Genomic DNA, 14,252 nt, shown 5'->3' with positions numbered 1-14,252 from the left:
CCACGGGCCGCGGGCGGAACCGCCCGCGGCCCGGCTCCGTCCAATCGGCGTCCCCCTCACGGAGGATGGCGCATCAGTTGTTCAGCGGAGCCGAAGGAGCGATGCGGTGAGCACCGAGGACACTCCCCCTGCCGCCGGCGGCGGGAACCCCACCGAGAACCCCACCGCCGCCGGGCGTCGTGGGCGCAGGCCCCTGGTGGTCGCCTCGATGGCCGCGGCCGTGCTGCTGGCCGGCGGCGGCGCGGCGTACTGGGCGTCGGGCGCTTCCGGCGGCCAGGACGGCGCGGGCGGCGCGGGCGCGGCGGCCGACCCGCCGCCGCTGGCCCTGGAGGGCTACGGCCAGTCCCAGTCCCACGACGGGATCGCGCCGGGCGAGCCGAACCCGCAGGGCGCCGGGTACCGCGCGGTCGCCGAGCTGCCGGACGGCCCGGCCGACGCGCCCGTGTACCGGCCCCAGGGCCCGATCGGCAAGGACGCGGTGGCGCGGCTGGCCAAGGCGCTGGACGTGGCGGGCCAGGTCCGCTCCGAAGGCGGTACATGGAAGGTCGGCGGCCAGGACAAGGACTCCCGCGGGCCCGTGCTGCAGGTGGCCAAGGCCGGCACCGGCTCCTGGACGTTCGCGCAGTACGGCACGCCGGGCGGCGTGAACTGCGCGCTGCCCGCGACGCCCAAGGGCAAGGAGGCGGACGAGAAGACCGGCCACTCCTCCGACGGGCCCGGCTGCCCCTCGTACCGCGGCCGGGACGCCACGACCGAGGACGACGGCAGCGGCAAGGGCGCGGTCTCCCAGGAGAAGGCGAAGGAGGCGGTGCGGCCGGTGCTCGCGGCGCTGGGGCAGCAGGACGCGAAGCTGAACGCCGGCGGGCTGTCCGGCGCGGTGCGCATCGTCTCGGCCGACCCGGTGATCGGCGGCCTGCCGACGTACGGCTGGCAGAGCGATCTGCAGGTCGGCGCGGACGGCCAGGTGGTCGGCGGCAGCGGCCAGCTCGCGCGGCCGCTCAAGGGCGACACGTATCCGGTGCTGAGCGCGGCGAAGACGCTGGCGCACCTGAACGGCGGGGCCGGCACGGGCACGGGCAAGGACTCCGGCGCCCCGTGTGCCACGCCGCTGCCGGACAAGGGCGCTAAGGGCGACGCGGACGAGAAGGCGGACGGGAAGGGCGACGGGAAGAGCGTCGCGCCGTGCGAGCCGGCGCCCGGGAAGCCCGCCCCCGCCGAGGTGACCGGTGCCCGGTTCGGCCTGTCGGTGCAGTTCGTGAACGGCAGCCAGGCGCTGGTGCCGTCGTGGCTGTACGAGGTGCGGCAGCCCGGTTCGACCAGCGGCAAGGACGCCCGCACCACGGTCGCGCATCCGGCCGTCGACCCGAAGTTCGTGGTGGACCGGGACGCCGGGGACGCCGCGACGCAGCGGCCCGCGCATCCGCCGCAGGGCGGCAAGCAGGGCAAGAAGGGCGCGACGGGCCTGGAGTCGTACTCGGTGGCCGACGGCGGCAAGAAGCTGACGCTGCACTTCTGGGGCGGGGTGTGCAGCGACTACTCCGCGAGCGCCGACCAGTCGGGTACGGCCGTGACCGCGCAGGTCACCGGCAAGGACAAGAAGCCCGGCGGGGTCTGCATCAAGGTCGCCAAGCAGTTCACCGAGACGGTGACGCTGGACTCCCCGCTGGACGGGCGGGAGGTCATCGACGCCTCCAGTGGCGAAACGGTGCCGCAGACGCAGAAGTGACGGCGGGCCGAAGCCGCCGGTAGGCGGTCATGACGAAGGCGGCGCTCCCGGAGGGGAACGCCGCCTTCGTCTGTGTCTCCGTGTGCCGGAGCCCGTCTCCGTGAGCCGGAGCCGGTCGGCTCAGCTGAAGGAGTCGCCGCAGGCGCAGGAGCCGGTGGCGTTGGGGTTGTCGATCGTGAAGCCCTGCTTCTCGATGGTGTCGACGAAGTCGATGGAGGCACCACCCAGGTACGGGGCGCTCATCCGGTCGGTCACGACCTTCACGCCGCCGAAGTCCTTCACGACGTCGCCGTCGAGCGAGCGCTCGTCGAAGAAGAGCTGGTAGCGCAGGCCGGAGCAGCCACCGGGCTGAACGGCCACCCGCAGCGCGAGGTCGTCCCGGCCCTCCTGCTCCAGCAGGCTCTTGACCTTCGACGCGGCCGTGTCAGAAAGGATGATGCCGTCGCTGACGGTGGTCTCGTCCTGAACGCTCATCTACATCTCTCCCGGGTTGTACGGACCCCTTGCCCTCGGAAGTAACCGACGGGGCCCCGGATTCATTCCGGGCGGGCTCATTGAGTTTCTGGGGAAATCAGCTGACCCCCTCCTCATGCTCGCATACCCGCAGCCCTGGGTCAGTGCCCGCCGGAAACGGCCTGCCGGGTGATGCGTCACATCGACATAATGCCCGTCGTCAAACTGACGTGAAGCGGCTATGATAGATAACGTCATATCGACGAAAAGCCCGGTGCAGGCACCGGCTCCACCGGAGCGGCTTCGCCGCGCTCGACCAGGAAAAGAGAGGGTGCGTGTCGTGACCACCGCCCAGCCCCGTCAGGACCTCGACGTGCAGCCCACGCCGCTCGCACTGCTGCTGCTCGGCCGGGAGGCCGACCCGAAGAGCGAGCGCGGCGTCGAGTGCCCCGGCGACCTGCCCGCTCCTTCCGACCCCGACCTCGTGGCCCGGGCCCGCGCCGCCAAGGCGAAGCTCGGGGAGAAGGTCTTCGTGCTCGGGCACCACTACCAGCGCGACGAGGTGATCGAGTTCGCCGATGTCACCGGCGACTCCTTCAAACTCGCGCGGGACGCCGCGGCCCGCCCGGACGCGGAGTACATCGTCTTCTGCGGCGTGCACTTCATGGCCGAGTCCGCCGACATCCTCACGGGCGACGACCAGAAGGTCGTCCTCCCGGACCTGGCCGCCGGCTGCTCGATGGCCGACATGGCCAGCGCCGAGCAGGTCGCGGAGTGCTGGGACGTGCTGACCGAGGCGGGCGTCGCCGAGCAGGTCGTGCCCGTCTCGTACATGAACTCCTCCGCCGACATCAAGGCCTTCACCGGCAAGCACGGCGGCACGATCTGCACGTCGTCCAATGCGAAGCGGGCGCTGGACTGGGCGTTCGAGCAGGGCGAGAAGGTCCTGTTCCTGCCCGACCAGCACCTCGGCCGGAACACCGCCGTCCGCGACATGGGCATGTCCCTGGACGACTGCGTGGTCTACAACCCGCACAAGCCGAACGGCGGGCTCACCGTCGAGCAGCTGCGCGCCGCGAAGATGATCCTGTGGCGCGGCCACTGCTCGGTGCACGGCCGCTTCTCGCTGGAGTCGGTCGAGGACGTACGGGCGCGGATACCGGGCGTGAACGTGCTGGTGCACCCGGAGTGCAAGCACGAGGTCGTGGCGGCGGCGGACTACGTCGGCTCGACGGAGTACATCATCAAGGCCCTGGAGGCGGCCCCTGCCGGGTCCAAGTGGGCCATCGGTACGGAGCTGAACCTGGTCCGCCGCCTGGCGAACCGGTTCGCTCCCGAGGGCAAGGAGATCGTCTTCCTCGACAAGACGGTCTGCTTCTGCTCGACGATGAACCGCATCGACCTGCCGCACCTGGTCTGGACCCTGGAGTCGCTGGCGGACGGCAAGCTCGTCAACCGGATCGAGGTCGACAAGGAGACGGAGAGCTTCGCGAAGCTGGCGCTTGAGCGGATGCTGGCGCTGCCATAGCCGTCACGTACGTGGGGCCCGTACCGGGATTCGGTACGGGCCCCACGTGCTGTTACGGATCAAACGCCGGCCGGCTCCGGCGTGCGGTCCTCGTCCTGCTTTACGGGCCCGGCGTTCTTGGCCGCCTTCTTCGTCGCCCGCCGTTCCCTCCGGAGCTCGATCATCGCGTACAGCGTCGGGACGAGCAGCAGGGTGAGCAGCGTCGAAGTGATCAGACCGCCGATCACGACCACCGCCAGCGGCTGGGAGATGAAGCCGCCGTCGCCGGTGACCGACAGGGCCATCGGCAGCAGCGCCATGATCGTGGCCAGTGCGGTCATCAGGATGGGCCGCAGCCGGTGGCGGCCGCCCTCGATGACCGCCTCGACCACGCCGTACCCCTGCGCCCGGTACTGGTTGATCAGGTCGATCAGCACGATCGCGTTGGTGACGACGATGCCGATGAGCATCAGCATGCCGATCATCGCGGGGACGCCCATCGGGGTGCCCGTGGCGACCAGCAGGCCGATCGCGCCGGTCGCCGCGAACGGGATCGACACCAGCAGGATCAGCGGCTGGATCAGCGACCGGAAGGTCGCGACCAGCAGCATGAACACGATCGCGATGGCCGCGAGCATCGCCAGGCCGAGCGAGCCGAACGCCTCGTCCTGGTCCGCGGAGACGCCGCCGATCTCGGCCGTGGCGCCCTTGGGCAGGTCGAGGTCCTTGAGCTCGGACTGCAGCTGGGCGGTGACCGCGCCGGTGTTGTCACCGGTCGGCTTGGCCGTGACCGTCGCGGACCGGGCGCCGTCGATGCGGGTCAGCTGCACCGGGCCCGGCACGGTCCGCACCTCGGCGATGTCGCCGAGCCGCACCACGCCCGACGGGCCCGGCAGCGCCAGCTTCTTCAGCTGGGCCTCCGTCGTGGCCGGGTGCGCCGACTTCACGACGACGTCCCGCTCGGCGTCGTCCAGCAGCGCCGTGCCGCTGGTGGTGCCGCGTACCGCCTGGCCGACGGCCTGGCCGAGGGTGGCCTGGGTGTAACCGGCGGCCGCCGCCCTGCTGTTGGCGGTGACGGAGATCCGGGGCACGCTCTGCGCCAGGTCGCTGGTGACGTCGGTGACGTCGTCCAGGCCCGCGACCTTCTTGCGCACCTGCTCGGCGGCGTCCTTCAGTACGTCGCCGTCGGCGGCCTTGACGACCACGCTCAGGTCCTGGTTGCCGAACGCCTGGCCGGCCGAGACGGTGGTGTCGCCGATGCCCTTGCCGAGCTTCTTCAGCCCGTCCCGGATGTCCGCGACGACCCGGTCGGAGTCATCGGCGTCGGCCAGCTTCACCTGGTACGACGCCTGGTTGGCGGCCGAACCGCCGCCGAAGGCCGCCATCATGCCCGACGAGCCGACGGTGACCTGGTAGTCCTGCACGCCGTCGGTGTCCGCGAGCACCTTCTCGACCCGCTTCGCCTGCTTGTCGGCGGCGGTCAGGCTGGTGCCGGGCGCCAGCTCCTGCTTGATGGACAGGGTGTCCTGGTCGCCCTGGTCGAAGAAGTTGGTCTTGAGCAGCGGGCCCATGCCGAACGTGCCGATGAGGATGACCACGGCGATGACCACGCTGGTGATCCGGCGCCGGGTCGCGAAACGCAGCACCGGTACGTAGAGCCGCTGCAGCGCGCTGCGGCTCTCCTTCTCCTCGGCGGCCTTGCGCAGCGCCTCGGGGTCGCCGCCCTCGGCGCCCTTCGGGGCGCGCAGGAACCAGTACGAGAGGACGGGCACGACGGTGAGGGAGACCAGCAGCGAGGCCAGCAGGGCCACGGTGACGGTGATCGAGAAGTCGCCGAAGAGGGCGCCCACCATGCCGCCGACCACGCCGATCGGCAGGAAGACCGCGACCGTGGTGAGGGTGGAGGAGGTGATCGCGCCGGAGACCTCGCGGACCGCGGTGAGGATGGCGGGCTTGCGCTCCTCGCCGTAGCCCAGGTGCCGCTTGATGTTCTCCAGTACGACGATGGAGTCGTCCACGACCCGGCCGATGGCGATGGTCAGCGCGCCCAGGGTGAGCATGTTCAGCGACAGGTCGCGGGTCCACAGCACGATCAGCGTGATGACGACGGACAGCGGGATGGACACCGCGGTCACCAGCGTCGAGCGCAGGCTCAGCAGGAAGACCAGGATCACGATCACGGCCATGACCAGGCCGAGCAGGCCCTCGGTGGTGAGGGACTCGATGGACTTGGAGACCTGCGGGCCCTGGTCGGAGACGACCGTGACGTCCGCGTCCTTGCCGAGGTCGGCGCGGATCTGCGGGAGCTTGTCCTTGACCGCGTCGGAGATGGCGACGGCGCTGCCGTCCTGGTCCATGGTGATCTGGACGGCGAGGCTCGGCTTGCCGTCCGTGCGGGTCAGGGAGGTCGGGGTGGCCGACTCCTGCCGCACGGTGGCGAGGTCGCCGACGCGTACCGGCGCGCCGCCCCCGGGCTTGCCCGCCGCGGCACCGGCAGCGGCCGGCGAGACGGTGAGGTCCTTGATCTGCTGGAGCGAGGTGTAGCCGCTGCCGACCTGGACGGTGCGGCTCTTGCCGTCCTCGGAGAAGGAGCCGGCCGGTACGGAAGCGCCGCCCGCCTCCAGGGCCTGGCCGAGCGCCGCCGGGGTGAGTCCCGCCTTCGCGAGCTTGGCGTCGTCCGGGGTGACGGCGACGACGCGGTCGCGCACGCCGCTCACGGTGACCTGGCCGACGCCGTCGATGTCCTTCAGGGACGGGACGACGCTGCGGTCCAGGCGGTCGGCGAGGGCCTGCTGGTCCTGGCCCGCCGAGGAGACGGCCAGCACGGTGGTCGGCAGGTCGTCGGTGGAGCCCGCCACGACCTGCGGGTCGACGTCGTCGGGCAGCTTGGCGCGGGCCCGGTTGACGGCCTGCTGGACGTCGGCGACCAGCGCCTTGGAGTCGTTGCCGTAGTCGAACTCGGCCATCACCACGGCCGAGCCCTCGCCGGCCGTCGAGGTGACGCCGGTGATGCCGTCGACCGCCTGGATGCCGTCCTCAAGAGGCTCGACGACCTGCTTCTCGACGACGTCGGGCGAGGCACCCTGGTACGGCGCCACGACGGACACCATGGGCATATCGATGGACGGCAGCAGCTGCTGCTTGAGCTGTGGGATCGCGATGGCCCCGAAGACGATCGCCACGATCGACATCAGTGCTATCAGGCCCCGTTGTGCGAGGCTGAGTCGGGACAGCCTGAACATGGGTGGGGTCTCTCTCTTTTGTTCGTAAACCTTCTCGGCAACGGGCCATGGCGGGCCCGCTTACACCATCCGGCACGAGAAGCGTCGTTTCCCTAGCACCCAGGTCCATTTCCGGCGTCGGGGCGTACCGCGTCCGTAGTACGCCCCGCTCCACCCGCTGCTACACCCGCGGGCGGACGAGTCCGGATTCGTACGCTATGACCACCAACTGCGCCCGGTCGCGGGCGCCCAGCTTGGCCATCGCGCGGTTCACGTGCGTCTTGACCGTCAGCGGGCTGACGGTCAGCTGCCCGGCGATCTCGTCGTTGGACAGGCCGCCCGCGACCAGCACCAGCACCTCGCGCTCCCGGCCGGTCAGCGACGCCAGCCGCGCGGCGTCCGGCCCTTCGGCGCCGTCCTCGCCGCTCCCCTGCGCCAGGAACCTCGCGATCAGCCCCTTGGTGGCCACGGGCGAGAGCAGCGCCTCGCCGGCCGCCGCGATACGGATCGCGTTCAGCAGCTCGTCCGGCTCCGCGCCCTTGCCGAGGAAGCCGCTGGCGCCCGCCCGCAGCGCCTGCACCACGTAGTCGTCGACCTCGAAGGTCGTCAGGATCACCACCCGTACGCCGGCCAGCTCCGGGTCCTCGCTGATCATGCGGGTGGCGGCCAGGCCGTCCACGCCGGGCATCCGGATGTCCATCAGGACCACGTCGGGCGCCGCGGAGCGGGCCAGCTCGTACGCCGCGGCGCCGTCCGACGCCTCGCCCACCACCCGCATCCCGGGCTCGGAGTCCACCAGCACCTTGAACGCGCTGCGCAGCAGCGCCTGGTCGTCGGCGAGCAGCACCTTGATCGTCATGTCGTCTCCCCCGTGCGCGCGGGCTGCAGCGGCAGCCGCACCCGTACCTTGAATCCGCCGGCCGGGCGGGGCCCGGTCTCCACCGTGCCGCGCAGCGCCACGACCCGTTCCCGCATCCCGATCAGTCCGTGCCCGCCACCGTCCGTACGGTCCTCCGGTCCCTCCTGCTCGCCGGGGCGCGGGCGCGGTCCGGCGGGCCGCCCGCCGCCGTCGTCCAGCACCGTCACCGTCAGCGCCTCGGCCGAGCGGACGATCCGTACCGTGGCCCGGGCGCCCTCCCCCGCGTGCTTGTGCACATTGGTCAGCGCCTCCTGGACGATGCGGTACGCGGTGAGGTCGACCGAGGCGGGCAGGCCCTCGGGGCTGCCGGGCGGCAGCTCCAGCTCGACGGGCAGCCCGGCGCGTACGAACCCGTCGATCAGCTGGTCCAGGACGCCGAGGCCCGGGGCCGGTTCGGTGGGCGCGTGCGGGTCGTCGGACTGGCGCAGCAGGCCGACCGTGGCGCGCAGCTCGTCCAGCGCGGACCGGGACGCCTCGCGGACGTGCGCGAGGGCCTGTTTGGCCTGGTCGGGGCGGCTGTCCATGACGTGCGAGGCGACCCCGGCCTGGACGTTGACCAGCGCGATGTGGTGCGCGACGACGTCGTGCAGCTCGCGGGCGATGCGCAGGCGCTCCTCGGCGACCCGGCGTCCGGCCTCCTCCTCGCGGGTGCGTTCGGCCCGCTCGGCCCGCTCCTCGATGGCGGCCACGAAGGCGCGGCGGCTGCGGACCGCGTCACCGGCCGCGGCCGCCATGCCCGTCCACGCGAAGATCGCCAGGTTCTCCTGGGCGTACCAGGGGCGTGTACTGGTGAGCATCGCGGCGGCGGTGAGCACCAGGACGGTCAGCGCGCCGATCCGCCAGGTGGTGGGGCGGTCGGTGCGGGCCGCGAGGGTGAAGACGGCGATGACCGAGGCCACGGCCACCGGGGCGCGCGGCTCGCTGCTGGCGGTCACCAGCTCGGCCAGCGTCATGGCGCAGGTGAAGGCGAGGACGCTGCGCGGGTAACGGCGGCGCAGTACGAGCGCGGCGCAGGCCAGCGCGGCGAGGAGGACCGCCGTCGGCTCCAGCGGGTGGGCGCCGAAGCGCGGCCCGTACCGGCCGTGCGGGCCGGCCGCCGCGCCGACCAGGATCACCGCGAAGACGGCCACCGCCAGGACCGCGTCGAGCACGACGGGGTGCGCGCGGAGCCGGGCGAGGAGCGCGGGCCCGGGCAGCGGGCCCTGTCCGGTGGCGAGGGGAGTCACGACAGGAAACGGTAGCGCCCCGGCCGCCGGACGCGGCCCGCCGAGGTGGTCGGCGGGCGGCGGCCCGGCGAACGGGGCGCGTACGTGCTGGAGGAAGCCGGGCGGTCGCCGTCCCCGCGGGCACGGGGACGGGGCCGCCGGAGCGGGCTGGTCAGCCCGGGATGAGGCCGTCGTCGCTGAGCATCTCGCGGACCTCGTCGAGAGTGGCGCCGGGCCCTGGCAGGATCAGCTCCGAGGGCTCCAGGGAGTCGTCGGGCAGCGGCTCGCCCAGCCGGCGTACGGCGTCGAGCAGCGCGCCCAGGGTCCGCCGGAAGCCGTCCTGGTCGCCGCTCTCCATCTCGGCGAGCAGCTCGTCATCCAGCTTGTTGAGCTCGATGAGGTGGCTGTCCGCCACCGTTACCTGCCCCTCGCCCATGATCCGTACGATCACGACGGTCTCCTCTGGTCCGGTCCGGCGATCCCGACGAGGCTATCCGCGCCCGCCGCTCACTGCTTGTCGAAACGCGGCTGGTCCTGCTGCGGTGCCTGCTGGGCCTGACCGCCCTGGCCGCCCTCGATGGCCTGCTGACCCGCGGAGGACCCGCCCGCCAGCTCGGCCTTCATGCGCTGCAGCTCCAGCTCGACGTCGCCGCCGCCGGAGATCCGGTCCAGCTCGGCCGTGAGGTCGTCCTTGGCCATGCCGGTCGGGTCGTCCAGCGCGCCGGACGCCAGCAGCTCGTCGATTGCCCCGGCCCTGGCCTGCATCTGCGCGGTCCGGTCCTCGGCGCGCTGCACGGCCAGGCCCACGTCGCCCATCTCCTCGGAGATGCCGGAGACGGCCTCGCCGATCCGGGTCTGCGCCTGGGCCGCGGTGTAGGTGGCCTTGATGGTCTCCTTCTTCGTACGGAAGGCGTCCACCTTGGCCTGGAGGCGCTGCGCGGCGAGCGTGAGCTTCTCCTCCTCGCCCTGCAGCGTCTGGTGCTGCGTCTCCAGGTCGGTGACCTGCTGCTGCAGGGCCTGCCGGCGGGAGAGCGCCTCGCGGGCCAGGTCCTCGCGGCCGAGCGCGAGGGCCTTGCGGCCCTGGTCCTCCAGCTTGGACGACTGGCCCTGGAGCTGGTTGAGCTGGAGCTCCAGGCGCTTGCGGGAGGTCGCGACGTCGGCGACCCCGCGCCGGACCTTCTGGAGCAGCTCCAGCTGCTTCTGGTAGGAGTAATCGAGGGTCTCGCGCGGATCCTCGGCCCGGTCAAGGGCCTTGTTGGCCTTCGCGCGGAAGATCATCCCCATCCGCTTCATGACACCGTCGCTCATGGGCCTCGAGCGCCCCCTTCTGACCGAGTTTCTTCGGGCTTCGGCTCCAGCACATCTACAGACCCCACAGTACGGGCCCCGGTTCCATTACCGCACTGCTTGGACCCGGATGTGCTCCTCCTGCAGGACGATCAGGTATCTCCCTTTCTCCGGCGCAGGGAGTAGGCGGGGTACGGGTACCCGCCCGGCCGTTGCCGGATCGTTCCCCTCGGGCTCTGGCCCACGGAGGGCGACCGCGTACCCTTGGGCTTTGTGTTCCGAAGCCGTTCGAAGGATGAGCGGTCCGCGACCTCCAAGGTGACCGCGGACCAGCCCCAGCAGCCACGCGACCCGCAGGCCCCCAAGGGCCGCCCGACGCCGAAGCGCAGTCAGGCGCAGACTCAGCGCCGTACTCGCGCGCAGTCGGCACCGGCCAACCGCAAGGAGGCCGTCAAGGCCCAGCGGGAGGCCCGCCGCGCCGACATGGCCAGGCAGCGCGAAGCGCTGGCCAAGGGCGACGAGCGGTATCTCCCCGTCCGGGACAAGGGCCCGGTCCGCCGCTTCGCGCGGGACTACGTCGACTCGCGCTGGTGCGTCGCGGAGTTCTTCCTGCCGGTGGCCGTGGTCATCCTGGTGCTGACCATGGTCCGGGTGCCGCAGATCCAGAGCATCGCGCTCATCCTGTGGCTGGTCGTGATCCTGCTGATCGTGCTCGACTCGATCGCCGTCTGGATCGGCCTGACCAAGCGCCTCAAGGACCGGTTCCCGAACGAGAACCTCAAGGGCGTCAAGCCCTACGCCCTGATGCGCACCCTCCAGATGCGCCGCCTGCGGCTCCCCAAGCCGCAGGTCAAGCGGGGAGAGCGACCCTGAACACGGCTTCTTCCGGCTTTGCCGGAGGGGCCGGCCCCTGGCTCGACGAGCTCGGGGGCATCCGGAACACCGTCCGGCAGGAGCTGGTGGCCCGGCAGCTGGAGGAGCAGATCTCCGCGCGGTTCCCGGTGGGCCAGCGGCTGCGCGTCCTGGACGTCGGCCTCGGCCAGGGCACGCAGGCGCTCCGCCTGGCCCGCGCGGGCCACAAGGTCACCGGGCTGGAGTCCGACCCGACGATGCTGGCCGCGGTCCGCGCGTCGCTGGCCGGTGAGCCGGCCGGCATCCAGGAGCGGGTCCGGCTGATCGAGGGCGACGGCCGGGACACCGGCGTGCACTTCCTGCCCGGCACCTTCGACGTGGTGCTCTGCCACGGCGTCCTGATGTACGTCGAGGAGCCCGACCCGATGCTGGCCGGGCTGGCCCGGGTACTGGCGCCCGGCGGCCTGCTGTCCGTCCTGGTGCGCAACGCCGACGCGCTCGCGCTGCGCCCGGGGCTGTCCGGCGACTGGGACGCGGCCACGGCCGCGTTCGACTCGCCCCGGTACAAGAACCGGCTCGGCCTCATGGTGCGCGCCGACCGGCTCGACGCGCTCACCACCACCCTCGCCGGGATCGGCGCCCCGCTGCACGCCTGGTACGGCGTGCGGCTGTTCACCGACCTCGCGGCCGACGACGCCGTGCCGCCGCCCGTCGAGGAGCTGACCCGGCTGCTGGCCGCGGAGGAACGGGCCGGGCGCACCGACCCGTACCGCGCGGTGGCGGCCCTGCTGCACCTGTGCGGCGTGCGGGACTGAGCACGCGGAACGTGACAGGGGCGGCGGGCCCTCGGGCCCCCCGCCCCTCACGCGTGCCGGGAGCCGCTCAGCCCTCCGCCGCCTCGTCGCCCTCCTCGGCCTCGGCGTGCAGGCTCATCGGGCCGTAGATCTTCACGCCGTCCTCGAACAGGACCACCTGGTCCACGTCGCGGTCCAGGAGCGTCTTCCACTCCTCGCCGATCCAGGACTCCGCGTCCCCCTGCGTGGAGAAGTCCTCCGGCGCCTCCCCCGCGGGTGCCTCCGTACCGTCGGCCTTCTCGAACCGCCACGTCCACGCCATGTCCGCCTCCTGGTACCACCGGGTACGTGCTTGCTCGTGCTGGTGCCGTGCAGTGGTCATGCCCTGTGCTGCCGCTCAGGTGACATGTCCCGTACTGGTCCTCGAATACTGATCAGCAGCCTAACGGCCGTGTCGAGACGTCCCCCCGCGCGCCCGTCGGCCGGGGACAGGAGAAAATCGGCGGGTGGAACTGACACTGCTCGGCACCGGGGCCCCCGAGGGCCTGCCCCGCCCCGGCTGCCCCTGCGCCTCCTGCGCCGCCGCCACGGGCGACGCGGCGCGGGCGGCCACCGCGCTGCTCCTGGACGGCGCGCTGCTCCTCGACCTCACCCCGGGCGCCGCCTTCGCCGCGGCCCGCGCCGGGCAGTCGCTCACCGGCGTGCGCCAAGTGCTCCTGACGCACCCGCACGAGGGACCCGCCGTCGAGGTGCCCACCGGGGTGCCGCAGCCGGGCCGGGTCGCGGACGGGCGGGAGCTGGCGCTGCTGGACGGGCACCGGGTACGCGCGGTGGCGGTGGACGTGCCGGGCACCGGCTACGAGATCGGCGGCACCTACGGCGAGCGGCTGCTGTACCTGCCGCCGGGCGCCGCGCCCGCCGGGGCCGCCGAGGGCAAGGGGCCGTACGAAATGGTCGTACTGGACATACTGGGGCGCCCCGACGCGCTGGCCCGGCTGCGGGCGAGCGGCGCGGTGGACGCGGCGACCGACGTGCTCGCGGTGCACATCGACCACGCCGTCCCGCCCGGCGAGGAGCTGCACCGGCGGCTCGCGGCGGTCGGCGCGCGCGCCGTGCCGGACGGCACGTCGCTGCTGGTCGGCGAGTACCACGCGGTGCCCGACCTGCCGCGCAGGACGCTGGTGCTGGGCGGCGCGCGCAGCGGCAAGTCCGTCGAGGCCGAGCGCCGGCTCACCGCCTTCCCCGACGTGCTGTACGTCGCGACCGGCGGCCTGCGGGACGGCGACACCGAGTGGGCCGCCCGGGTCAGCGCCCACCGCGAGCGCCGCCCGTCCTCCTGGCGGACCGCCGAGACCTGCGACCTGGTGCCGCTGCTGGCGGGCGAGGACGAGGACGGCGACGGCTCCGGCACCGCGGAGAAGACCGCCGCCTCCCCGCTGCTGATCGACTGCCTGTCCCTGTGGCTGACGCACGCCATGGACGACGTGGGCGCCTGGGACGACGAGACCTGGGCGAACGGCGGCGAACGGGCGCTGCACGCGCGGGTGGACGAGCTGGTGGCCGCGGTGCGCGCCACCCGCAGGTCGCTGGTGGCGGTCAGCAACGAGGTCGGCTCCGGAGTGGTCCCCGCGACCCCGGCGGGCCGCCGCTTCCGGGACGAACTGGGCCGCCTGAACGCCGCGTTCGCCGCCGAGTGCGAGCACGTGCTGCTGGTCGTCGCGGGGCAGGCCATTACGCTGCGCGGGTGACGCGCGCGGGCGGCGGCCCGTGTCCCGCTTGCCGGACGGCCTTCCGTACCGTCACCTGACGGCATGGAACCGTCCCACGGCACGGACCGCACCACGCTCGCCCGGCGCTCTCGGCCCGCCGGCCGGTTCGACGAGGCGGTGCGCCGCTATCTGCGCGACCGGCCGCAGGCCACGGTCGTGGCGCTGGGCGAGGGCCTGGACCCCGGCTTCTGGCGGGTGGACAACGGGCAGTTGCGCTGGCTGACCGTCGAGGAGCCGGCGACCGCGGCGCTGCGCCGGATGCTGCTGCCGGACGGCCCCCGGTGGCGCACCCTCACCGGCCGGCTCACCGGGCCGCACTGGCCCGCCGCCGTCGCCCGCCCCGCGCTCGGCGTCCTGGTCCTCGCCTTCGGACCGCCGCCCGGCGCCGAGGCGCTGCGCGAGCTGCGTGCCCTGTGCGCCCGCCGGCTGCCGGGCTCGACGCTGCTGCTGGAGGCCCCGCTCCGGCGCCGGTACCGGCCGTCCGCGCACCGGGGGCGACGTTGCCGGTAACCTGCGCCG

At 72.9% G+C, this 14,252-nt stretch carries 13 protein-coding genes; 6 read left to right on the top strand and 7 right to left on the bottom strand.

What is annotated here, in order from left to right; genetic code table 11:
* Window positions 1-106: 106 nt before the first annotated feature.
* Entirely contained in the window at window positions 107-1,726 is a 1,620-nt protein-coding gene (locus ACZ4MH_RS20380) for a hypothetical protein (RefSeq protein ID WP_467754613.1), read from the top strand.
* Window positions 1,727-1,846: 120 nt separating this feature from the next.
* Here the strand turns inward: ACZ4MH_RS20380 and ACZ4MH_RS20375 are convergent, their stop codons facing one another.
* On the bottom strand, window positions 1,847-2,200 hold the full coding sequence (locus tag ACZ4MH_RS20375) for a HesB/IscA family protein (protein WP_351599303.1): 354 nt from the start codon (window positions 2,198-2,200) through the stop codon (window positions 1,847-1,849).
* 310 nt (window positions 2,201-2,510) lie between these two features.
* On the opposite strand from ACZ4MH_RS20375, the gene nadA reads away from it, so the two are divergent.
* Window positions 2,511-3,707: a quinolinate synthase NadA gene (nadA, locus tag ACZ4MH_RS20370; protein WP_351599304.1), complete on the top strand. Its 1,197-nt coding sequence runs from the start codon at window positions 2,511-2,513 to the stop codon at window positions 3,705-3,707.
* Between the two features lie 59 nt (window positions 3,708-3,766).
* Here nadA and ACZ4MH_RS20365 read toward each other — a convergent pair whose 3' ends face one another.
* The 5 genes from ACZ4MH_RS20365 to ACZ4MH_RS20345 form a co-directional block, all read right to left on the bottom strand.
* On the bottom strand, window positions 3,767-6,928 hold the full coding sequence (locus ACZ4MH_RS20365; protein ID WP_351599305.1) for an efflux RND transporter permease subunit: 3,162 nt from the start codon (window positions 6,926-6,928) through the stop codon (window positions 3,767-3,769).
* Between the two features lie 160 nt (window positions 6,929-7,088).
* Complete coding sequence (locus tag ACZ4MH_RS20360; RefSeq protein WP_351599306.1) at window positions 7,089-7,766, bottom strand: response regulator transcription factor; 678 nt, start codon at window positions 7,764-7,766, stop codon at window positions 7,089-7,091.
* Window positions 7,763-9,052 carry a sensor histidine kinase gene (locus ACZ4MH_RS20355; RefSeq protein WP_467754612.1) on the bottom strand — a complete coding sequence of 430 codons (1,290 nt, stop codon included), beginning with the start codon at window positions 9,050-9,052 and terminating at the stop codon, window positions 7,763-7,765. The genes ACZ4MH_RS20360 and ACZ4MH_RS20355 overlap by 4 nt, the downstream gene beginning before the upstream one ends.
* Window positions 9,053-9,203: 151 nt before the next feature.
* On the bottom strand, window positions 9,204-9,482 hold the full coding sequence (gene pspAA, locus ACZ4MH_RS20350; protein WP_351599307.1) for a PspA-associated protein PspAA: 279 nt from the start codon (window positions 9,480-9,482) through the stop codon (window positions 9,204-9,206).
* Between the two features lie 56 nt (window positions 9,483-9,538).
* A complete protein-coding gene (locus ACZ4MH_RS20345) occupies window positions 9,539-10,339 on the bottom strand; it encodes a PspA/IM30 family protein (RefSeq protein WP_351599308.1) in 801 nt (266 codons plus the stop codon).
* 252 nt (window positions 10,340-10,591) lie between these two features.
* On the opposite strand from ACZ4MH_RS20345, the gene ACZ4MH_RS20340 reads away from it, so the two are divergent.
* Entirely contained in the window at window positions 10,592-11,191 is a 600-nt protein-coding gene (locus ACZ4MH_RS20340) for a DUF3043 domain-containing protein (protein WP_351599309.1), read from the top strand.
* Between the two features lie 86 nt (window positions 11,192-11,277).
* On the top strand, window positions 11,278-11,985 hold the full coding sequence (locus ACZ4MH_RS20335) for a class I SAM-dependent methyltransferase (RefSeq protein ID WP_351599310.1): 708 nt from the start codon (window positions 11,278-11,280) through the stop codon (window positions 11,983-11,985).
* A gap of 67 nt (window positions 11,986-12,052) precedes the next feature.
* Here the strand turns inward: ACZ4MH_RS20335 and ACZ4MH_RS20330 are convergent, their stop codons facing one another.
* Entirely contained in the window at window positions 12,053-12,286 is a 234-nt protein-coding gene (locus ACZ4MH_RS20330) for a hypothetical protein (RefSeq protein WP_351599311.1), read from the bottom strand.
* Between the two features lie 184 nt (window positions 12,287-12,470).
* Between ACZ4MH_RS20330 and ACZ4MH_RS20325 the strand changes: the two genes are divergently transcribed.
* A complete protein-coding gene (locus ACZ4MH_RS20325; protein WP_351599312.1) occupies window positions 12,471-13,712 on the top strand; it encodes a bifunctional adenosylcobinamide kinase/adenosylcobinamide-phosphate guanylyltransferase in 1,242 nt (413 codons plus the stop codon).
* Between the two features lie 63 nt (window positions 13,713-13,775).
* Entirely contained in the window at window positions 13,776-14,243 is a 468-nt protein-coding gene (locus tag ACZ4MH_RS20320; protein ID WP_351599313.1) for a hypothetical protein, read from the top strand.
* The last annotated feature ends 9 nt before the right edge of the window (window positions 14,244-14,252 follow it).

It is taken from the genome of Streptomyces sp. NPDC026301 (assembly GCF_055567935.1).
This window is presented reverse-complemented; position numbering and strand designations above follow the sequence as displayed.